This is a genomic window from Bacteroidales bacterium, assembly GCA_016709865.1.
In the GTDB taxonomy this organism is placed as follows: domain Bacteria; phylum Bacteroidota; class Bacteroidia; order Bacteroidales; family VadinHA17; genus LD21.
Genome location: JADJLX010000005.1, coordinates 1,186,429 through 1,206,191, shown reverse-complemented (window position 1 = coordinate 1,206,191; position 19,763 = coordinate 1,186,429). Strand labels below are relative to the sequence as shown.

The 19,763-nt window shown below is 38.7% G+C and carries 18 protein-coding genes and 1 tRNA gene; 14 read left to right on the top strand and 5 right to left on the bottom strand.

The window, feature by feature from the left end; all coding sequences use genetic code 11:
- Positions 1-94: 94 nt before the first annotated feature.
- Both zwf and pgl read left to right on the top strand, forming a co-directional pair.
- A complete protein-coding gene (zwf, locus tag IPJ16_13600; GenBank protein MBK7628207.1) occupies positions 95-1,621 on the top strand; it encodes a glucose-6-phosphate dehydrogenase in 1,527 nt (508 codons plus the stop codon).
- A 34-nt stretch (positions 1,622-1,655) separates the two neighbouring features.
- Positions 1,656-2,378, top strand: a complete 723-nt coding sequence (pgl, locus tag IPJ16_13595) for a 6-phosphogluconolactonase (protein ID MBK7628206.1) — start codon at positions 1,656-1,658, stop codon at positions 2,376-2,378.
- A 233-nt stretch (positions 2,379-2,611) separates the two neighbouring features.
- Here the strand turns inward: pgl and IPJ16_13590 are convergent, their stop codons facing one another.
- Positions 2,612-2,803, bottom strand: coding sequence for a cold shock domain-containing protein (locus IPJ16_13590; GenBank protein MBK7628205.1), 192 nt, complete (start codon positions 2,801-2,803; stop codon positions 2,612-2,614).
- Positions 2,804-3,156: 353 nt separating this feature from the next.
- Here IPJ16_13590 and IPJ16_13585 point away from each other — a divergent pair, with 353 nt between their 5' ends.
- The 8 genes from IPJ16_13585 to IPJ16_13550 all read left to right on the top strand — a co-directional run bounded on the left by IPJ16_13585 (position 3,157) and on the right by IPJ16_13550 (position 13,522).
- On the top strand, positions 3,157-4,785 hold the full coding sequence (locus IPJ16_13585; protein MBK7628204.1) for a M14 family metallopeptidase: 1,629 nt from the start codon (positions 3,157-3,159) through the stop codon (positions 4,783-4,785).
- Between the two features lie 57 nt (positions 4,786-4,842).
- Positions 4,843-6,735, top strand: coding sequence for a biosynthetic arginine decarboxylase (speA, locus tag IPJ16_13580; protein MBK7628203.1), 1,893 nt, complete (start codon positions 4,843-4,845; stop codon positions 6,733-6,735).
- Positions 6,736-6,849: 114 nt separating this feature from the next.
- Positions 6,850-7,503 (top strand): YIP1 family protein, encoded by a 654-nt coding sequence (locus tag IPJ16_13575; protein ID MBK7628202.1) that lies wholly within the window; start codon positions 6,850-6,852, stop codon positions 7,501-7,503.
- A gap of 113 nt (positions 7,504-7,616) precedes the next feature.
- Positions 7,617-9,569: an LTA synthase family protein gene (locus IPJ16_13570; protein MBK7628201.1), complete on the top strand. Its 1,953-nt coding sequence runs from the start codon at positions 7,617-7,619 to the stop codon at positions 9,567-9,569.
- Between the two features lie 40 nt (positions 9,570-9,609).
- The gene (locus tag IPJ16_13565; GenBank protein MBK7628200.1) at positions 9,610-10,449 is read left to right on the top strand and encodes a TIM barrel protein; all 840 of its coding nucleotides are present in this window, start codon (positions 9,610-9,612) and stop codon (positions 10,447-10,449) included.
- Between the two features lie 99 nt (positions 10,450-10,548).
- A complete protein-coding gene (locus IPJ16_13560; GenBank protein MBK7628199.1) occupies positions 10,549-11,889 on the top strand; it encodes a Gfo/Idh/MocA family oxidoreductase in 1,341 nt (446 codons plus the stop codon).
- A 161-nt stretch (positions 11,890-12,050) separates the two neighbouring features.
- On the top strand, positions 12,051-12,284 hold the full coding sequence (locus tag IPJ16_13555) for a hypothetical protein (protein MBK7628198.1): 234 nt from the start codon (positions 12,051-12,053) through the stop codon (positions 12,282-12,284).
- Positions 12,285-12,412: 128 nt separating this feature from the next.
- Positions 12,413-13,522 (top strand): fibronectin type III domain-containing protein, encoded by a 1,110-nt coding sequence (locus tag IPJ16_13550; GenBank protein ID MBK7628197.1) that lies wholly within the window; start codon positions 12,413-12,415, stop codon positions 13,520-13,522.
- 64 nt (positions 13,523-13,586) lie between these two features.
- On the opposite strand, the gene IPJ16_13545 is transcribed toward IPJ16_13550, so the two are convergent.
- The 3 genes from IPJ16_13545 to IPJ16_13535 all read right to left on the bottom strand — a co-directional run bounded on the left by IPJ16_13545 (position 13,587) and on the right by IPJ16_13535 (position 15,155).
- Positions 13,587-13,660: transfer RNA gene (locus IPJ16_13545), tRNA-Asp, on the bottom strand.
- A 116-nt stretch (positions 13,661-13,776) separates the two neighbouring features.
- Positions 13,777-14,322 (bottom strand): RsmD family RNA methyltransferase, encoded by a 546-nt coding sequence (locus IPJ16_13540; protein ID MBK7628196.1) that lies wholly within the window; start codon positions 14,320-14,322, stop codon positions 13,777-13,779.
- Positions 14,313-15,155 (bottom strand): DUF3822 family protein, encoded by an 843-nt coding sequence (locus tag IPJ16_13535; GenBank protein MBK7628195.1) that lies wholly within the window; start codon positions 15,153-15,155, stop codon positions 14,313-14,315. Before IPJ16_13535 ends, IPJ16_13540 begins: the two co-directional genes overlap by 10 nt.
- A gap of 143 nt (positions 15,156-15,298) precedes the next feature.
- Here IPJ16_13535 and IPJ16_13530 point away from each other — a divergent pair, with 143 nt between their 5' ends.
- The 4 genes from IPJ16_13530 to IPJ16_13515 are packed head-to-tail and all read left to right on the top strand — an operon-like array spanning position 15,299 to position 17,999.
- On the top strand, positions 15,299-16,714 hold the full coding sequence (locus tag IPJ16_13530; protein ID MBK7628194.1) for an AAA family ATPase: 1,416 nt from the start codon (positions 15,299-15,301) through the stop codon (positions 16,712-16,714).
- Positions 16,715-16,770: 56 nt separating this feature from the next.
- On the top strand, positions 16,771-16,983 hold the full coding sequence (locus IPJ16_13525) for a hypothetical protein (protein ID MBK7628193.1): 213 nt from the start codon (positions 16,771-16,773) through the stop codon (positions 16,981-16,983).
- A 14-nt stretch (positions 16,984-16,997) separates the two neighbouring features.
- Positions 16,998-17,414, top strand: a complete 417-nt coding sequence (locus IPJ16_13520) for a YjbQ family protein (protein MBK7628192.1) — start codon at positions 16,998-17,000, stop codon at positions 17,412-17,414.
- A 39-nt stretch (positions 17,415-17,453) separates the two neighbouring features.
- Positions 17,454-17,999, top strand: a complete 546-nt coding sequence (locus tag IPJ16_13515; protein ID MBK7628191.1) for a hypothetical protein — start codon at positions 17,454-17,456, stop codon at positions 17,997-17,999.
- A gap of 30 nt (positions 18,000-18,029) precedes the next feature.
- Here IPJ16_13515 and IPJ16_13510 read toward each other — a convergent pair whose 3' ends face one another.
- Positions 18,030-19,763, bottom strand: coding sequence for a phospho-sugar mutase (locus tag IPJ16_13510; protein MBK7628190.1), 1,734 nt, complete (start codon positions 19,761-19,763; stop codon positions 18,030-18,032).

The window sequence follows — 19,763 nt, the reverse complement described above, 5'->3', positions numbered from 1 at the left end:
TAACTGAACTCAGGTGAGTTTTTTTTGTTACTTTGTAAATGTAAATTCACCTGTTAACAATAATCAGAGCTAACAAGATCAGTAGTATCAAAAAATGGAACATCCAAAGAACCTAGTCATAGTTATTTTCGGAGCGTCAGGGGATCTGACTTCCCGGAAACTGATTCCTGCTATTTTTTCTTTAAGGTCTCAGAACCTGATGCCTGAAAAATATTCAATTGTTGGTGTTGGCCGCACAAAGCTGACGACTGAAGATTTCAGATCAAAGATGAGTGAGGCAATCGTCTCATTTTCCGAGGAAAAAGTTACGGATTCTGATTTAATCTCTTCTTTTGTTAAAGATCTTCACTACCATTCTATGGATAGCTCGGAAGAACCGGGGTATACTGAACTGAATTTGGTTCTGCAGAATATCTGTAAGAGTTGCAGTATCGGGGGAAACTATATCTTCTACCTTGCTACACCCCCGAGTATGTATGAGGTTATTGCTGTCAACCTGGCTAAGGCTGGACTGATGAATCAGGAGAACGGCATCAGAAGGCTGATAATTGAAAAACCTTTCGGTTATGATCTGCAATCAGGAAGAAAGCTTAATAAAACGTTGCATGAACTGATTTCTGAGGAGCAAATTTTCAGAATAGATCATTACCTTGGTAAGGAAACGGTTCAGAATCTTCTTGTTACAAGATTTGCAAACGGGATGTTTGAGCCTCTGTGGAACAGAAATTATATTCACCGTGTGGAGATTACTTCTGCCGAAAGTATTGGAGTTGAGGACAGAGGCGGATATTATGATTCATCCGGCGCTCTTAGGGATATGGTTCAGAATCACCTGCTTCAGATGGTTGGACTAACCGCAATGGAGCCGCCTTCTTCGCTCGATCCCGATGCAATACGGAATGAAGTTCTTAAAGTCTTTCAGTCGTTGCAGCCTATTAAGGAAGAGGATGTTCCTCAACATGTCATTAGAGGCCAGTATACAGGATCGCTTATCAGGGGTGAGTGTGTTGCCGGTTACCGGTATGAAAAGGGAGTATCAGTCGATTCACGCACTGAAACATATGTTGCTATAAAGTTTTTTATTAATAACTGGCGATGGGGCGGCGTTCCATTTTACATTCGCACCGGTAAACGACTGCCAACAAGGGTAACAGAGGTTGTTGTGCATTTCAAACAGACACCTCATCACCTTTTTCAGCGTGAAGCCGGTAAACTTCCCGCTAATCAGCTTATTATTCGTATTCAGCCCGATGAGGGTATGCTACTGAAATTTGATATGAAAGAGCCCGGCGCAGGATTTAATATCAAAAATGTAAATATGGATTTCCATTATAAGGATCTTGCAAATATCAGAGTACCATCTGCATATGAGCGTTTATTGCACGATGTTATGTTAGGCGACTCAACTCTATTTTCACGTGACGATGAAGTGGAAACTGCATGGAAATTTCTTGAACCTATACAACGGGCCTGGGCAAACAATCCTGATATTAAGGTGTTCGGTTATCCTGCTGGTACATGGGGACCGCGTAATGCAAATGACCTGATTGAGGGCGATGGGCTAACATGGAGATATCCATGTAAGAATCTGGCGGATGATGAGTTGTATTGTGAACTGTGAAAGGCTTAACGCCATATAAATTATTTCAGTGTATATGGAACTTAAGATATTTCCGACTCCGTTTGATCTTGCAGAGAAATTTGCTGAGGAGATGATCAGGCTGATCAGAGAGTCAGCTGATAGTGGTAAGAAATTTACAATAGCACTGTCGGGCGGATCAACTCCTGAGTTGTTATTCTCATTGCTTGGGGAGCAATATGCCAGAGCAGTTTCCTGGAAGAATGTGCATCTTTTCTGGGGAGATGAGAGATGTGTCGCTCCTGATAGTCCTGAGAGCAATTTTGGCATGACAAAACGGAAATTAATTGATAAAATTGAAATACCTGCTTCCAATATTCACAGGATAAAGGGTGAAGAGGATCCTGCAATTGAAGCGGTAAGGTACTCGGATGAGATACTGTCAATTACTCAGCGACGCAGCGCTCTGCCATTGTTTGACCTTGTCATTCTGGGTCTGGGTGATGACGGCCACACTGCATCTATTTTTCCGGGGAATCTGGATTTGCTCAGCTCTGAAAAAATATGCGATGTTGCAACGCATCCTGTTAGTAATCAGAAGCGTATTACGATTACGGGCAGGATTATAAATAATGCGTCAAGAGTGGTGTTTCTTGTAACAGGAAAGAAGAAAGCTGATATAGTTGAAAAAATAATTAACAACAGAGCTGAAGCACTGCCCTTTCCTGCATCTCATATTGCCCCGGCTGAGGGTCTGCTAACCTGGTATGTTGATAAAGAGTCAGCTTCATTATTATAATTTTTTCTATATTTGGATACATTTTATTAACTTAAAATTTTACTGCCATGTCACACGAAAAAGCAAAAGAACAGACTAAGGTTAAGAAGGAAGCTACCAAAAGCCTTAAAGAAAAGCGTGCTGCGAAAAAAGCCAAAAAAGAAGAGAAGAAAAGATTATAACCTGTTGTATAAAATAAAAAATCCCGGTCAGCCGACCGGGATTGATTAATAAATCTTTGTATAGATAATAAACTAAGCTAGTCTTACATCTACTGCATTAATTCCTTTTTTACCTTCCTGAAGTTCGAATGTAACTTCATCATTTTCTTTAATCTGATCTTTCAGACCTGATACGTGTACAAAATACTCGTTATCTGAATCTGCGTCTTTAATGAATCCGAATCCTTTTGATACATTAAAAAATTTCACTGTTCCTTTGTTCATTTTATTCTGTTTTTAAAATTAGTGGCGCAATGTAAGTAAATTATTTGAGATAATCTCAATAATTTTATACTAAACTGATAATTAGCAGTTTTGTTGGCCGCAAAAATTTCCCGCAGATCGGGCAGAGGTACACAGATCTGCTGGAGCCGTCCCGATAGTTAACGGGATGAAATCGGTGCCAACAAATTAAGCACGGATTACAAATCCGCGCTAGCGGTGTTTTATCAGTATCAGCGCATTTCTGCTTAATCACCGGGAAAATAAAATCATAGGAGTTTAATCGATTCTGTCATAATACTTCGAAATAAAAATATATCTACATTTAACGACTCAAAATAAATTCCGTCTGGATTATGAAAAAAGGTCTTCTCCTGATTGTTGCTTTGGTATATTCCTGTAGTATATCATTTTCTCAAAATGATATACTTACAGTTGCTGAAAGCTCAGATTATAAATCTACTGCTGCCTATGCAGATGTAATGACTTTTATTGATCAGTTGAAAAAGTCCTCACCTTATATAAGAGTCGAGAATATTGCAACTTCAGTGGAAGGCAGGGAGATTCCACTGCTGATTATTGCAAACCCTTTACCTGCATCTCCCTCTGATCTCAAAAATGATAAAAGAATTGTTGTTTATGTCCAGGCAAATATCCATGCGGGTGAAGTAGAGGGTAAAGAAGCTTCTCTGATGTTTGCAAGGGACATTCTGAAAGACAAAAACGCTTCCGTATTTAAAAATGTTGTTATACTGATCTGCCCGAATTTTAATCCCGATGGTAATGAGAAGATCACTCCAAATAACAGAACTCACCAGAATGGACCGTTGAATGGTGTCGGGGTTAGATATAACGGACAGATGCTCGATCTTAACCGCGATGCAATGAAAGCTGAATCGGCCGAAGTCAGAGGTGTAATCACAAATGTATTTAACCGGTGGGACCCATCTGTATTTATGGATTGTCATACAACTAACGGCTCTTATCATGTTGAGCCTGTTACCTTTACCTGGATGGTTAATCCAAACGGGGACAAATCATTGCGCGATTATATGAGCAGTAAGATGATGCCAGTGATGTCGGAAACACTTAATAAAACATATAAGGTTGAGAACTGTTTTTATGGCGAGTTTATCGATATGGGCGATCCTGATAAAGGATGGATTCTTGATGCTTCGGAACCGAGGTATATGAGTAACTATTTTGGAATACGTAACAGGCTCGGGATCCTTAATGAAAACTATGTATATGCCGATTATAAGTCGAGAGTAATTGGATGCTATTACCTTATAAAGTCACTAATTGATTATACATCGGCTAATAATTCGGAGATCAAAAGTATGCTCAGGGATGCGGATAGCAGGACAATTGCCCGTGGAATGAATCCGTCAGCAGTCGATTCTTTCGCAGTAGAATATAAAGTAAGGCCGGCATCCTCGAAAGTAACAATAAGGACTTATGAAGCTGATCTTGTTACTGATGCCAATGGCAGAAGAAGCTATAAGAAGAGTGACAGGCAGAAGGATGTAACTGTCCCGTATTTTATTGATTTTCAGCCTACAAGAAGTGTTAAGTTCCCGTTTGCCTATATAATAACTGTTATGGATCCGCAAGTGATTGAATTACTTAAGGTTCATGGAATTAAGCTGGAAAAGCTGAAATCTGGTATGAAAATCAGGGCAGAGCGATTTGAGATAACCGAACTGAGGGGCTCTCCGCGTCTTAATCAGGGACATTACACAAATACAATAAAAGGAAACCCCGGTATTGAAGAAATAGAATTTCCAGCCGGCAGTATTGTTGTGAGAACAGCGCAGCCTCTCGCGAATGTTGCCTCATATCTTCTGGAACCCCAGTCGAATGACGGACTGGTGGTCTGGAACTACCTCGACAAGTACCTTGCTCCGCAATGGGGTTCAGGCTATAATCCATATCCTGTTTATAAAATTTTGGATAACACAGATTTGCAAACAATACCCTTGTAAAAAAGCCAAAATTTTCAGACCTTTGCGGCCTGATTAACCAAGTCAAAATTATTGATCATGAGAAAATGGCGCGTTGAAGATTCAGCTGAACTTTATAACATCAATGGTTGGGGGGTAGATTACTTTTCAATTAACCAGAAAGGTAATGTTACTGTAACACCTCAAAAGAATGGTGTGGCAGTTGACCTGAAGGACCTGTTGGATGAACTTATGCTTTCGGATGTATCAACGCCTGTGCTTGTGAGGTTTCCTGACATTCTTGACGACAGGATTCTTAGTATTTCAAATTGTTTCAAGTCGGCATCTGAGGAGTACGGATACAAAGCCCAGAACTTTATTATCTATCCGATTAAGGTGAATCAGATGCGTCCTGTTGTTGAGGAGATTGTCAGTCATGGTAAAAAATTCAATATCGGACTTGAAGCAGGATCAAAGCCTGAACTTCATGCAGTTATCGCCATTAATACTGATCCTGAGTCACTTATAATCTGCAATGGTTATAAAGATGAGGACTATATTGAGTTAGCCCTGCTTGCACAGAAGATGGGTAAAAGGATCTTCCTTGTTGTTGAAAAACTTAATGAGCTTAAGCTTATAACTGCAATCTCAAAACGTTTAAAAGTAAAGCCTAACCTTGGTATCAGAATAAAACTGGCAAGTGTGGGAAGCGGGAAGTGGGAGGATTCAGGTGGAGATATCAGTAAATTCGGACTTACTTCGAGCGAATTACTTGAAGCTATCGATTACCTTGAGAGGAATAAGATGACTGATTGTGTTAAGCTTATCCATTTTCACATTGGCAGTCAGGTTACAAAGATCCGTCGTATCAAAATCGCTTTGCGGGAAGCCTCCCAGTTTTATGTACAGCTATACAAACTTGGCTTTAAAGTTGAATTTGTTGATATCGGTGGCGGACTTGGTGTTGATTATGACGGAACCGGTTCTTCTAACAGTGAAAGCAGTGTAAACTATACCATTCAGGAGTACGTAAATGACTCAATAAGTACGTTTGTCGATGCCAGTAATAAAAATAATATCCCCCATCCGAATGTAATAACCGAATCGGGGAGATCACTTACCGCGCATCACTCAGTTCTTATTTTTGAAGTACTTGAGACAACCACACTTCCTTCCTGGGATCCTGAGGATCTGATAACAGATCAGGATCATGAGCTTGTTAAAGAGTTATTTATTTTATGGGATAATTTTAATCAGTCGAGGATGCTGGAAACCTGGCATGATGCTCAGCAGATAAGGGAGGAGGCTCTCGACAGGTTTAGTTTCGGACTGATTGATCTGAAGACCCGTGCACAGATCGAAAGGCTGTTCTGGTCGATTGCAAGAAAAGTATATGTGATGGCAAATACCACAAAGCATGTTCCGGAGGAGTTACGGCAGATTTCCAGGATACTCTCTGATAAATATTTCTGTAATTTCTCACTCTTCCAGTCTTTACCTGATGCCTGGGCTATTGATCAGATTTTCCCGATAATGCCCATCCACCGTCTTAATGAGGAACCGGTCCGCACTGCTACAATACAGGATATGACATGCGATTCAGATGGTAAGATAGATAATTTCATTTCAACACGTAATTCATCTCATCACCTTCCTGTTCACTCCTTAAGGGGAAAGGAGAGATACTACCTCGGAGTATTCCTTGTAGGTGCTTATCAGGAAATACTTGGCGATTTGCATAACCTGTTCGGTGACACCAACGCAGTGCATGTATCAGTCGATAGTGAAGGTTATAAAATTGATCAGATAATTGATGGTGAGACAGTTGCTGAGGTTCTTGATTATGTGCAATACAACTCCAAGAAAATGGTACGAACCGTGGAATCGTGGGTTACATCTTCAGTTAAAGCCGGAATAATAACTCTCGAGGAGGGTAAGGAATTTCTCTCAAATTACCGTTCCGGATTGTATGGATATACATACCTGGAATAATCCGAAAGCTAAAATTCATCATGTTTAGTTTTTGATTGAAGAAATAATTTTTAACTTGGATCTTTATTATAAGTATTCTGTAGTTAATTAGTAACCCTTTTAAACAATTAAACTATGAGCAACGGAACCTTTGATTTTAACGTATTTATCAAGGATTCAAAAGAAGTCCTTGTAAATCCTAAGTCTTACTTCTCCACTATGGCTACAACCGGTGGAATTGCAGAACCATTGATTAAAGCCGTGATTTATGGCGCAGTAGCCGGGCTCTTCACCTTTCTGTGGAGTGTTCTGCATATTGGGGCATCAACCAGTTCTCTATTTGGTGGTGCAATAGGCATTATGGCCTTTATTTGGTCTATTATCGGAGCAATTATCGGTTTGTTTATCGGAGGAGTTATTTTGCTTGTAATTTCAGCAATTTGCAAAGGGAGTACCGATTTTGAAGCTAACGTCAGGGTAACTGCAGCTGTTATGGTTATTATGCCAATAAGTGCACTATTCGGATTTGCAGGCGGATTGAATATTTATCTTGGTGTTGCCGTAGGACTTGCTATTAATCTTTTTTCCTTGTGGCTTTTATACAATGGTCTAATTGAAGCACTTAAGTCAAATCCTGGTACAACCAAAATATTGATGTATATTCTGGTTGCTTTGTTTGTTATATTCATGCTGGTTGGACTTGGAGCCAAGAAGAAAGCAAATGATTTTATGAAAGAATTCAATAATTCAGATTTCAAGGAGATGATGAAAGATCTTCCAAAAGAATAATATTATTATTAATCTTTTAAAGCCAGGTTTATGAATTATTTTTCAATTCAAAACCTGGCTTTTAGTTGTGAATAAAATAACAGTAAATCATTTTAGAGGGGGAGTAGTTAGATATGTCTGATAATAAGATTAAAACCTGGATTTCTTCCAGAAATATTTTTGTGGTACTGGCCTATTGGTTTTTACTGATCATGCTGCTCTTCTCATTGTGCAGGATCGGTTTTTACCTGTTTAACTACAAAATGTTCCCGGGCGTAACTTTCAGTCAGTTTATTACAATTCTCAGAGGAGGTGTGGTCTTCGACCTTTCAGCTGTAGTTTATATCAATATACTTTTTATCCTGCTTTTGATAGTTCCTTTTGATTTTCGTTATGATAAATTATACCAGTCAGTTGTAAAATATATCTTCTTCATTACAAATGGTATCGCCATAGCTATGAACGGTATGGACTTTGTATATTACCGTTTTGTTGACAAAAGAGCGACAGCTGATGTATTTAAAACATTTGAAAATGAGTCTAATATGGTGAAACTCTTTTTCAAGTTTCTTACAGACTACTGGCCGGCGACTCTTTTCACAATTTTTCTGTGGTTTCTTATGGTATACCTTTATAATAAAGTTAAACCAATAAAGCCTGTCCCTAAAAACAAGATCATTTATTACTCGGTGAACGTCCTTATGATTCCTCTTGTTATTGCACTTGTAATTGGTGCTGCACGGGGCGGATATAAGCATTCAACAAGACCTATAACCATAAGTAATGCTACACGTTATGTGGAATCTCCACGCGACGTTGCAATAGTACTTAACACTCCTTTCAGTATATTCCGCACATTCGGCAAGAAGCCATTGGAAAGGTATGAGTTCTTTGATAATGAGAAACTTCTTAGTCTTTATAATCCACATGTTGTTCCTTCAGTTACAAAGCCTTTTTCCGGTGAAAATGTTGTGGTTATCATTCTTGAAAGCTTCGCAAGGGAATATATTGGGGCTTTAAATCCCGGGCTTGAGGACGGCAAATATGAAGGTTATACCCCGTTTATTGATTCTCTGATTAGTGTGAGCCTTACCTTTGATGTGTCGGTGGCAAACGGCAAGAAATCAATTGACGCCATGCCATCAATACTGGCTTCTGTTCCATCACTTGAGACTCCTTATACAATATCACATTATGCAAATAATCAGATAAACGGATTGCCTGAGCTGCTTAAAAGGAAGGGATATTACACAGCCTTCTTTCATGGTGCGCCAAATGGGTCTATGGGTTTCGATTCATTTGCCAAAACGGCAGGATTCGATGACTATTTTGGTCTTGATCAGTATCCTGATAAATCAGATTTTGATGGCATGTGGGGAGTATGGGATGAACCATTCTTCCATTTTTTTGCTTCGAAACTTAACAGCTTCAGACAACCGTTCCTTGCATCTATTTTTTCTGTTTCCTCACACCATCCGTTTAAAGTCCCTGAAAAATATGAAGGAAAATTTAAAAAAGGTCCGGCCCCTATTGTGGAAGTTGTAGGTTATACTGATTTTGCTCTGAGAGAAATGTTCTCTGAGTTATCTGAAATGCCATGGTTTAAAAATACCCTCTTTGTCATTACTGCTGATCATACCAATGAATCTATACATAAGGAGTTTCAGAATAATTTCGGGGCATATTGCATTCCGATTATTTTTTATAAGCCTGCCAGCGACCTGAAGGGAATTCAAAACAGGATTGCCCAGCAGATAGATATTATGCCAACAGTTCTTCACTATCTTAATTATGATGAAGATTATATAGCATTCGGGAATAATCTCCTCGATAATTCAGGAGAATCTTTTGCCTTTAACACAAATGGAAGTACATATCATCTTTATATGGCTGACCATATACTTGAAATGATTGATAATAAGTCAATTGGATTGTTTAATTACAAGACCGACCTTTTCCTGGAGAAAAATGTTTTGGGTGGAGAACCTGATTTGCAGATGAAAATGGAAGAAAAACTGAAATCAATAATTCAGACCTATAACAGCCGGCTTATCGATAACAATATGATTATAAGAAAAGAAAAATAGTATTATTTTAATTGTGTTGAAAAACCTAAAACACAGAAATATGAAATCACGTCGTCAATTCTTGAAGTTAGCCGGAACAGGAGTGCTTGCCGCCGGAGCATCAACATTATATGCTTATCCTGCATTGCCGGTATCGACCGACAAGACAAAAAATACCTTTACTGTCGGAATGGCAGGATATACCTTCCTCAGATTCGATGTGGAAAAAACAATAGAGATTATGAAAAGGGTGGGTGTTACAAACCTGTCGCTTAAAGATTTCCACATGCCAATGAACAGTACTCAGGAACAGATTTCATCTATTCTGGACAAGTTCAGGAGTGCCGGGATAAATGTTTATACTGTGGGAGTTATCTACATGAAAACAAAGGAGTCTGTCGATCAGGCTTTTGAGTATGCAAAAATGGCTGGTGTTAAAATGATAGTTGGTGCTCCGAATTACGAACTTCTTCCCTATGTTGAGGAGAAGATTAAAAGTTACGACTTTAAACTTGCTATACATAATCATGGTCCTGATAATCCTCTTTTCCCAAATGCAACCGACATCTGGGATCATATTAAAGATCTTGATTCCCGCATCGGTATTTGTATTGACATCGGGCACACAACACGCGACGGACAGGATCCTTCAGTTGACATTTTGAAGTATAAAGCCAGAATTTATGATGTTCATATCAAGGATGTTGACAAAGCTGCGAAAGAGGGTAAAACAGTTGAAATCGGAAGAGGTATTATTGATATTCCGAAAGTTATCGCTACCCTGAGAAAAATAAAATATTCAGGCAGCTGCAGCCTGGAATTTGAGAAGGATATGAATGACCCGCTGGCAGGAATAGCAGAATCGATCGGATATTTTAAGGGTGTGATGGCCTGTAAGTAGCATGAGCGTAGAGCGTAGAGCGAATAGCACAAGGCATGCTTCGGCTTCGCTCAGCATACAGAGCACAGTTTAAAGAGAAAAATAATAAATATTAGAGATATGACTAATTCAAGGCGTGAATTTATAAGAAAAGCGGCTGCTGGTACAGTAGGGTTATCAGTTGGCGGCAATCTGTTTTCTTCAGGGGCCCTTAGTTATAAGAGCATTCCGGGGTCAGGTGAGGTTATCCGTGTTGCAGTTATCGGATGCAACAGCCGTGGTAATGCGATGGCAGGTACATTTGCAAAACAGACTGGCGTTGAGGTTACATATATCTGTGATGTTGATGACCTCGCAACTGCCAAGACAGTAAAGTATGTCAGGGATATTACCGGAAAAGAACCAAAGGGAGTTCGGGATTTTAGAAAAGCCCTTGATGACAAGGCTTTAGATGCTGTTTATATAGCGGCTCCTGACCACTGGCATGCGCCGGCGGCCATATTGAGTCTTAAAGCAGGTAAGCATGTTTACGTTGAGAAACCACTTAGTCATAATCCACGGGAAGGAGAACTGCTTGTAGAGGCTGCCGGAAAATATAAAAAGATAGTTCAGATAGGAACACAGCGTCGTTCCTGGCCGGTTCTTACTCAGGGTCTGGCAGAACTTAATGGTGGCGTAATCGGTAAAGTTTATATGGCAAAAGCATGGTATGCAAATACCAGGGGGCCAATTGGTGTTGGTAAGGTTGTTCCTGTACCTGCCAATCTTGATTATGATCTCTGGCAGGGACCTGCTCCACGCCGTCCTTATAAGGATAATGTTATTCATTATAACTGGCACTGGTTCTGGAACTGGGGTACGGGAGAAGCCCTGAACAATGGAACCCATGATATCGATGTTATCAGGTGGGGACTTGGACTCGATTATCCCACAAAAGTAAATTCTGTAGGTGGAAGATACCATTTTAAAGATGACTGGGAGACTCCTGATACACAGGTTATAACTTATGAAGCTCCCGGAATTACAGTATTATGGGAGGGAAGAAGCTGTAATGGAAGCAACGTCGATAATCGTGGAAGGGGTGTGATTTTTCATGGCGAAAACGGATCACTTCATACAGGCGATAACAGTTATATGATCTACGACAACAAAAACAAACTTGTCAAAGAGGTAAAATCAGAAGTTGTCACTACAGAAGGACTCAATACTACCAGTCCGGGTGAAGCCCTCGATGCTTTACATGTTGTTGATTTTCTTGAGAATATAAGAAATAACAGAAAACCATTTGCTGACGCACTAAACGGCCACAAAAGTACGCTGTGGATGCAGCTTGGAAACATAGCACAGCGGGTTGGGCATACTATAAACATTGATCCTGCAAACGGTCATATCATTGCCGATTCTGAAGCTATGAAATTCTGGACAAGAGAATACGAAAAGGGGTGGGAACCCACTCTGTAGAAGTGGAAATGAAATATGTATTCTGGACGGTAGATGATTATGGTTTAGTGTTTCAAATGCGGCCATAAACTTCAGAGTTAATATCCGGATAATATAATATGTTGATATACAAGTAATTAAGTAATTTAGAAAAATGCCGGTTTTTATTGTATCTTTGCCGGATGAAAGATGAAATAATTATTCCGGTTCTTAAAGAGGAAGATTTTGTTGCTGCCAACAAGCGCAGAGACACTTATGCACTTAAAAGAGATTTACAGGCTCAGGAGTTTAATTCGGCTATCATCACCAGGATGATTGCTGATGCGAAGAATCAGATCAAATGTGATAAATGCGGAAAAGTATTTGATGCAGGAACCACAGTAAAAGAGTCGCTTACCTGTCCAGAGTGTAAATAGCCCACTGAATAAAAAATGCTGCCCCGGCGGCATTTTTTATTTTGGGAACTTTAAGTTTTCCTGTATCCCGTTGACAGGTAATTTTATAACTTTACGGTATTGGTTATTGTTTAATTCAAGATTGAGTTATGAAAATCAAAAATTTGTATGGAATTATCCTACTGATGCTTATATCACTCTTGTTTTTAAATTCATGTAATAGGGATACTGTTATTAAGAAAGAAAAAATTTCCGGTAATGTTCAGAAAGGTCCTTATTTGGTGGGTACTTCTGTTGAAATGTATGAACTGAATTCTTTCATGGAGCAGACAGGAAAGGTATTCAGGACACAGGTAAGTGACAACTCAGGTTTTTTTGAGATCAATAATGTAAATCTATCCTCGGAATATGTTGAGTTCTTTGCAAACGGGACCTATTATGATGAGGTGGCAGGAGGTATTCCTGTTGCATCCCTTGATCTTAGTGCAATTTCAGATATCAGAGATAAAACGACTGTAAATATTAATATCCTTACACATCTTGAGAAGGAACGGGTAAAATATCTGGTAAGTCAGGGTAAGAAGTTTTCCGAGGCTAAAGATTCTGCACAGGCTGAGATAATGGCAATGTTTGGCTTAAAAGAAGAAGGTTCTGATCCTTCTGAAAATCTTAATATATCTCAGTCTAGTCAGAATAATGCGGTCTTAATTGCAATATCTATGATTCTGCAGGGAAAAAGATATCCCCCTGATCTTTCAGCATTGCTTACAAATATTTCAAATGATATCAGGGAAGATGGTGTTTTAAATGACGAGAATATTAAAACAAATCTGAGAAACCAGATGCTGGAGATTAACCCTCTAAATATTCGAAAAAACCTTGTGAATCGCTACCAGGAACTGGGTGTTGAAGCAGCCATTCCGGAATTTGAAAAATATCTCCTTGCGTATATGGCGTTGAAACCAGCTTTACCTGTAGCATGGAATCAGTGGGTTACGAATATAAATAGTTCAGGGGCAACATTAAACGGCAAGGTTAATCCAAACTCATTAAGTACTGTTGTTACCTTCGAGTACGGGACAACCACAAATTATGAAAATTCAATCCCGGCAACTCAAAGCCCTCTATTAGGATATCTTGTTACGAATGTTGATGCAAGGATTACAGGACTGATACCCGGTACAACCTACTACTACAGGATTAAGGCAGTAAATGCACTGGGGACAGTTTATAGTACAGGATGGCAGTTTACGAGATAGCTGTTGAGGCTGCTTATATAAAATACTAAAGCCCCGCAAATGCGAGGCTTTTTGTTTTCGTTTGCGGTGCGGACGGGACTCGAACCCGCGACCCACGGCGTGACAGGCCGTTATTCTAACCAACTGAACTACCGCACCAATTGTAAAACGAGTTGCAAAATTAAGCTAATTTTTAACTCCACAAAATATTTTATGAAAATATTTAAAGTTTTTATTCTGTATTAGTATTGTTGTAAGTTATTGTAATGAAAAGATTATGAGGACTTTAATGGTTTGAAAAAACTAAAATTAACTCCTCCGTAATTCCTGTGCTCAAAAAAAAATTCATGGTTACTGAAACTCAGAGCTCTCGGATGCTCCAGAATAAAAAAGCCATCTTCTTTTATAACACCCGATTTGGTAACAAGATCAGGGAGTTCCTTTAACCACGACAGATCATAAGGCGGATCCGCAAAGACGACGTCATATTTTATTGAGCAGGTTTTAAGATATGCCTTAACATCTATATGTATTGTCCTTATGTTTTCAAAGCCGATATCTTTTATTATACGTTTTATTCCGGCAATATGTTTCGGATCTTTATCGATCAGGTGTACCTGGGCAGCCCCTCTCGATGCAAATTCATAGCTTATACTTCCCGTACCCGAAAAAAGATCAAGTACATATGATGATTCAAAGTCAATACGGTTGTTAAGGATATTAAAAAGTCCCTCCCGAGCAAAGTCAGTTGTAGGCCTCGCTTTGAAATTTGAAGGAGGTTCAATCCTCCTGCCTCTGTGTGTTCCGCCTATTATTCGCAATTGACTATTGTAAACAGATTAAGAAACTTATGGAGATCAGTATCGTTAAATACATAACTGAAAGTAAAATTGCCAACAGGTTCGGCAAATTTTATATTTCTTATATACATCGAAAAATTTGAAGAAATATCGTCATATTTCTCTGTATTTCCGCTAAAGAAAATTGTTTCCTCCTGCCTGATATCCAGTTTTTTGAAAACATTAAGCACATAATAAAGAATGTCGGAGATATTTCTGTAATTATATGTGTTGCAATATTTTAAAGTATGATTGTTATATATTATCAGATTGAAATAATCACGTTCAATATGTACATGTATATAATTATCATGTTCATTTTTTCTTATGTGGGAAACCTGATTGAAGAGCGGCTTGAGATGATGAACCGGATTAATACCCCTGTAATATGTATTTACCATTTCGTACAACTGTCTGTTTACAGCAAAAACAATAAACGCATCAGGATCAGTGAGTTTGTTGACAAAAATTAAATCGTCCCCGCCTTTCTGATGATTAAAAGTGAAATACTCCTCCTTTTTACCGGGATCAAAAAGTGGTGCCGGGACAATTGTGAATTTTGCTGAAGGAAGTACAATGCTTACTTTTTTAAATTTTTTTGTGAGAAAATCATCATTATTTATAAGATCCTTTAATGCATCCGCATTAAAGTACTTATTATCCTCAGGTTTATGAGACCTGATAAGAACAAACTTATTTCTGATAGTATCGAGCAGGCAGAAAGACAAGTCATCAGGACTAATCTGAAGAGCAAGCTCGTAGTTTTCAGTCGAGTTTATATCAAGTGTCTCATCAAAGAGTTCGAGGAAGGGCATAAACCAGATTCTTAATACAAATATAATTAAAAAAGGTAACTGTAAAGGTCGCAAAGTTTCAGAAACATCACGAAGAATCTTATTGGTATATTTTAAACCTTTGCGTACTTTGCGTGAACTCTGTTTGGTTTGTGACTGAAAAGATGCGTGATACGATAATATATACCAGCCTTTGTAAAAATCTGGGCAATATTCCTACAGATGACCAGTCTGCAGCATTAAAAAAAATTGCCGGATATATTTGTGATAATAACAATGATGTTATTTTTCTTATGACTGGTTATGCCGGAACCGGCAAAACAAGTGTTATAAGTTCAGTAGTTAAAACTCTGGATATATTAAGAATGCGGTCGGTATTACTGGCCCCGACAGGCAGGGCTGCAAAGGTCCTCTCATCATACTCCGGAAAACAGGCTTTCACAATCCACAAAAAGATCTACAGACAGAAATCATCGAAAGATGGGTTAGGTACTTTTTCTCTTGACAGGAACCTTCATAAGGACACTTTCTTTATTGTTGATGAAGCATCGATGGTCTCGAACAGTTCAGGAGATTCATCTTTATTCGGCAGTGGCAGAGTACTCGATGATCTTATTGAATATGTTTATTCCGGCACAGACTGTAAACTTATCCTTGTTGGAGATACAGCACAGCTTCCACCGGTAGGTTCTGTAGTAAGTCCGGCACTCGATCAGTCTGCTCTTGGCAGCTATGGTTTTGGCCTGTTGTCATGTGAACTTAAGCAGGTTGTAAGACAGAGTGAGACATCCGGTGTACTGATGAATGCCACAAGGGTGCGGCTTCAGGTTGCAGAAAGTGATCTGGTACATCCAACTCTCGATTGTATTAATTACAAGGACACAATCAGAATATCAGGTGAAGAACTTATAGATGAGATCTCAACAGCCTATGGCACATGCGGTCTGGAAGAGACAATAATAGTTGTTAACTCTAATAAGCAGGCAAACCGTTATAATCAGGGTATTCGCAACCGCATTTTTTTCAGGGAAGAGGAGATAAGCTCTGGTGATATGGTTATGGTGGTAAAGAATAATTATTTTCTTCTTGAAGAAGATGAGGAGGGAGCGGGATTTATTGCCAACGGTGATATTGCTGAAGTGAGGAAGATAAGGAAGTATGAGGAGAGATATGGTTTTCATTTTGCTGATATGGTTCTGAAATTTTCAGACTATGATCTCGAGATTGAATCGAAAGTGATGCTGGATGTTCTGCATCTTGATACACCTGCCCTCCCTTCGGAAAAAAACAAGGAACTCTTTCAAAATGTTCTTTCTGATTATTTGCATATTAAGTCAAGAAGCAAGCAATATGATGCAGTAAAGAAAGATCCTTATTTCAATGCTCTTCAGATCAAGTTTGCATATGCTGTAACCTGCCATAAAGCACAGGGAGGGCAATGGGAAAGGGTTTTCATTGATCAGGGTATGTTTAACAGGAATGAGATTACAATTGATTATCTCCGTTGGTTTTATACTGCCCTTACACGTTCCACCGATAAGGTATATCTGGTTAATTTCTCAGATGAATGGTTTAAGTGAAATAATTTTGGCATTATTCTTCGCCTGTCGTAATTTTACCTGATAACCATTAAAAGATGAAAAACAAAAATCTGATAATCATTATGTCGTTTCTGGCTGTACTGATATGCCTGATAATAACAGTGCTGCTTTTTTATTCAGTTCCGGCTACAATGCTGATTATATTGACCTTAATAATCGGTTTCATAAGTGGGGTGTGCGTGACACTATTAGTTCACAACCTTATAAATATGATCAGAAGAAAGAAAGCAGATTTTCAGGATAACTAATTATACCTTCAGATATGAAATCGTTCAGAAAGGAGTTGTGGTTCGAAACCTCAACACGAAGAGCTTTTATAAATATTACCGGTCAGGTTGAAAGATGTCTCACCGAGAGTGATATTAAGGAAGGCTTAGTGCTTGTCAATGCGATGCATATAAGTGCCAGTGTATTCATAAATGATGATGAATCAGGCCTCCACCACGATTTTGAAGTTTGGCTTGAGAAGCTGGCACCTGAAAAACCATATTCGCAGTATCAGCATAATGGATTTGAGGATAATGCTGACGCACACATCAAACGCACTCTTATGGGAAGGGAAGTTGTTGTTGCTGTTACAAACGGGCATCTCGATTTTGGACCATGGGAGCAGATTTTCTATGGTGAATTTGATGGAAAACGTAAAAAAAGAGTGTTGGTTAAGATAATCGGCGAGTAGAAATTACCCCTAATTAACTATTTGGAGTGTACTATCCGAATGGGAAAATATCAAAATAAATACCGTAACGAATCGGCTCGTTTATCCACATGGGATTATTCTGCAGATGGTGCATATTTTATTACTATTTGCACCAAAGACAAAAAACATTATTTTGGTGAAATTTTGAACCCGGATAGAATAGAATTTTCTGAAATTGGTCAATATGTTCACAAATGCTGGTTAGACATTCCAATGCATTTCCCTTTTGTTAGATTGGATGAATTTATTGTTATGCCAGATCATGTTCACGGGATTTTATTTATAAATAAACAAAATATTAATGTTGTTTCAGTAGGGACGCAAAATTTTGCTTCCCTACAACAACAACAACAACAAAATAAATTTGGACCACAATCGCAAAATCTGGCATCAATAGTTCGAGGTTTTAAAATTGGAATAACAAAATTTGCCAGAATAAATAAAATGAAATTTTACTGGCAATCCAGGTATCACGATCACATCATAAGAAACAATTCAGAATTAGAACGCATCAGGAATTACATCATAACAAACCCAACCAATTGGGGAAAAAATATGTTGTAGGGACGCAAAATTTTGCGTCCCTACGATACATTAAATTAATCCCATATCTTTTATAATGCCATCAATTCTTTCATCGAGGAATTTTTCTGTTTCTTCGAATTTATCTGCTGATTTAAGTGTAGTATTTACACTAAAATAGAATTTGATTTTTGGTTCAGTGCCGGATGGTCTTACTGATATTTTGGATCCGTCTTCGAGGAAGAACTGAAGAACATCAGATTTAACAAGATCAATATGTGACTTTGTCCCTTTAATGAAATCATGAGAGATCTGCATTTCATAATCGTTGATCATTAATACTCTGCTGTTATTGATCGCTTTAGGAGGATTATTCCTGTAGCCTGTCATCATTGCCTTAATCTCATCTGCACCCTCTTTCCCTTTTCTGACAATGTTAATTAGTTTCTCCTTGTATAAACCATATTTAACATAGATATCAATCAGCAGTTCATAAAGTGACAAACCCCTGCTCTTTGACCAGGCTGCAGCTTCAGCAGCGAGGGCACATGAAGCAACGGCATCCTTATCCCTTACATATTCGCCAGGAAGGAAGCCATAGCTTTCTTCCCCTCCTCCTATGTAAAGTTTTTTTCCTTCATTCTTCCGTATGAGTTCAGCGAAAAATTTAAATCCGGTTAACACATTATAGAATTCTACTTTATAACCTTCAGCAATTTTTTCCAGAAGGTTGGAGGTTACTATTGTTTTGATAATGTATTCGTTACCCTTGTATTTGTTTCTTTCTTTATATTGAGACAGAATATACCAGACAAGAAGAACACAAGTCTGGTTCCCGTTAAGGAGAATAAATTCTCCGTTCTTATTTTTTACTGCCAGTCCAAGTCTGTCAGCATCAGGGTCTGTGGCCATTACAAGTTCAGCACCTGTTTCCACTGCCTTTTTAATTGCAAGTTTTAAAGCATCAGGTTCTTCTGGATTGGGAGATTTTACTGTTGGAAAATTACCATCAACAATGTCCTGTTCAGGTACACTGATAATATTAGTAAAACCAAAGTTCTTCAGTGCCTGGGGAACAAGCGTTATTCCGGTTCCGTGAATCGGGGTATAGACAATTCCGATATTACTGAATTTCTTTATAATGTCAGGATTGAGGCTCATCTTCTGCACTTCAGCCAGGAATAGGTCGTCGGTCTCTTTTCCGAGTATTTTGATTTTCTCTTTCTTTCCGTCGAACTTAATCTGGCTAATAGAAGTAATCTTTCTGACTTCATCTATAATGCCCTCATCGTGTGGAGCCACAACCTGTCCTCCATCGTCCCAATAAGCTTTATAACCATTATATTCCGGAGGATTATGTGATGCAGTTATAACAACACCGCTATGGCATTTGTATTTCCTGATCGCATAGGAAAGTTCTGGTGTAGGTCGTAGGGAACTGAAAAGAAATACCTCAAAACCATTTGCTGAAAAGATATTTGCTGTGGTTTCAGCGAAGTATCGGCTGTTATTGCGGCAATCGTGAGCTATGGCAACTTTTATTCCTGAATTCCCTTTTTGTTTAATAATATAATTGGCTAATCCCTGTGTAGCCATCCCCAGGGTGTAGATATTCATCCTGTTGGTTCCGGCACCCATTATACCTCTTAGTCCACCGGTTCCGAATTCCAGATCCTGATAAAAGGCGTCAATTAATCTCTTTTCATCGTTATCAAGCATGTTACGAACCTCATTACGGGTCTCCTGATTGAATTCTTCGCTTAGCCAGGTTCCGGCTTTTTCCCTTATTTGATCGGTTGATTGCAT

Excerpts from the sequence above, each read along its gene's own strand:
- zwf (MBK7628207.1), top strand. The coding sequence starts at position 95 with ATGGAACATCCAAAGAACCTAGTCATAGTTATTTTCGGAGCGTCAGGG.
- pgl (MBK7628206.1), top strand. The coding sequence starts at position 1,656 with ATGGAACTTAAGATATTTCCGACTCCGTTTGATCTTGCAGAGAAATTT.
- IPJ16_13590 (MBK7628205.1), bottom strand. The coding sequence starts at position 2,803 with ATGAACAAAGGAACAGTGAAATTTTTTAATGTATCAAAAGGATTCGGA.
- IPJ16_13585 (MBK7628204.1), top strand. The coding sequence starts at position 3,157 with ATGAAAAAAGGTCTTCTCCTGATTGTTGCTTTGGTATATTCCTGTAGT.
- speA (MBK7628203.1), top strand. The coding sequence starts at position 4,843 with ATGAGAAAATGGCGCGTTGAAGATTCAGCTGAACTTTATAACATCAAT.
- IPJ16_13575 (MBK7628202.1), top strand. The coding sequence starts at position 6,850 with ATGAGCAACGGAACCTTTGATTTTAACGTATTTATCAAGGATTCAAAA.
- IPJ16_13570 (MBK7628201.1), top strand. The coding sequence starts at position 7,617 with ATGTCTGATAATAAGATTAAAACCTGGATTTCTTCCAGAAATATTTTT.
- IPJ16_13565 (MBK7628200.1), top strand. The coding sequence starts at position 9,610 with ATGAAATCACGTCGTCAATTCTTGAAGTTAGCCGGAACAGGAGTGCTT.
- IPJ16_13560 (MBK7628199.1), top strand. The coding sequence starts at position 10,549 with ATGACTAATTCAAGGCGTGAATTTATAAGAAAAGCGGCTGCTGGTACA.
- IPJ16_13555 (MBK7628198.1), top strand. The coding sequence starts at position 12,051 with ATGAAAGATGAAATAATTATTCCGGTTCTTAAAGAGGAAGATTTTGTT.
- IPJ16_13550 (MBK7628197.1), top strand. The coding sequence starts at position 12,413 with ATGAAAATCAAAAATTTGTATGGAATTATCCTACTGATGCTTATATCA.
- IPJ16_13535 (MBK7628195.1), bottom strand. The coding sequence starts at position 15,155 with ATGCCCTTCCTCGAACTCTTTGATGAGACACTTGATATAAACTCGACT.
- IPJ16_13530 (MBK7628194.1), top strand. The coding sequence starts at position 15,299 with ATGCGTGATACGATAATATATACCAGCCTTTGTAAAAATCTGGGCAAT.
- IPJ16_13525 (MBK7628193.1), top strand. The coding sequence starts at position 16,771 with ATGAAAAACAAAAATCTGATAATCATTATGTCGTTTCTGGCTGTACTG.
- IPJ16_13520 (MBK7628192.1), top strand. The coding sequence starts at position 16,998 with ATGAAATCGTTCAGAAAGGAGTTGTGGTTCGAAACCTCAACACGAAGA.
- IPJ16_13515 (MBK7628191.1), top strand. The coding sequence starts at position 17,454 with ATGGGAAAATATCAAAATAAATACCGTAACGAATCGGCTCGTTTATCC.
- IPJ16_13510 (MBK7628190.1), bottom strand. The coding sequence starts at position 19,763 with ATGCAATCAACCGATCAAATAAGGGAAAAAGCCGGAACCTGGCTAAGC.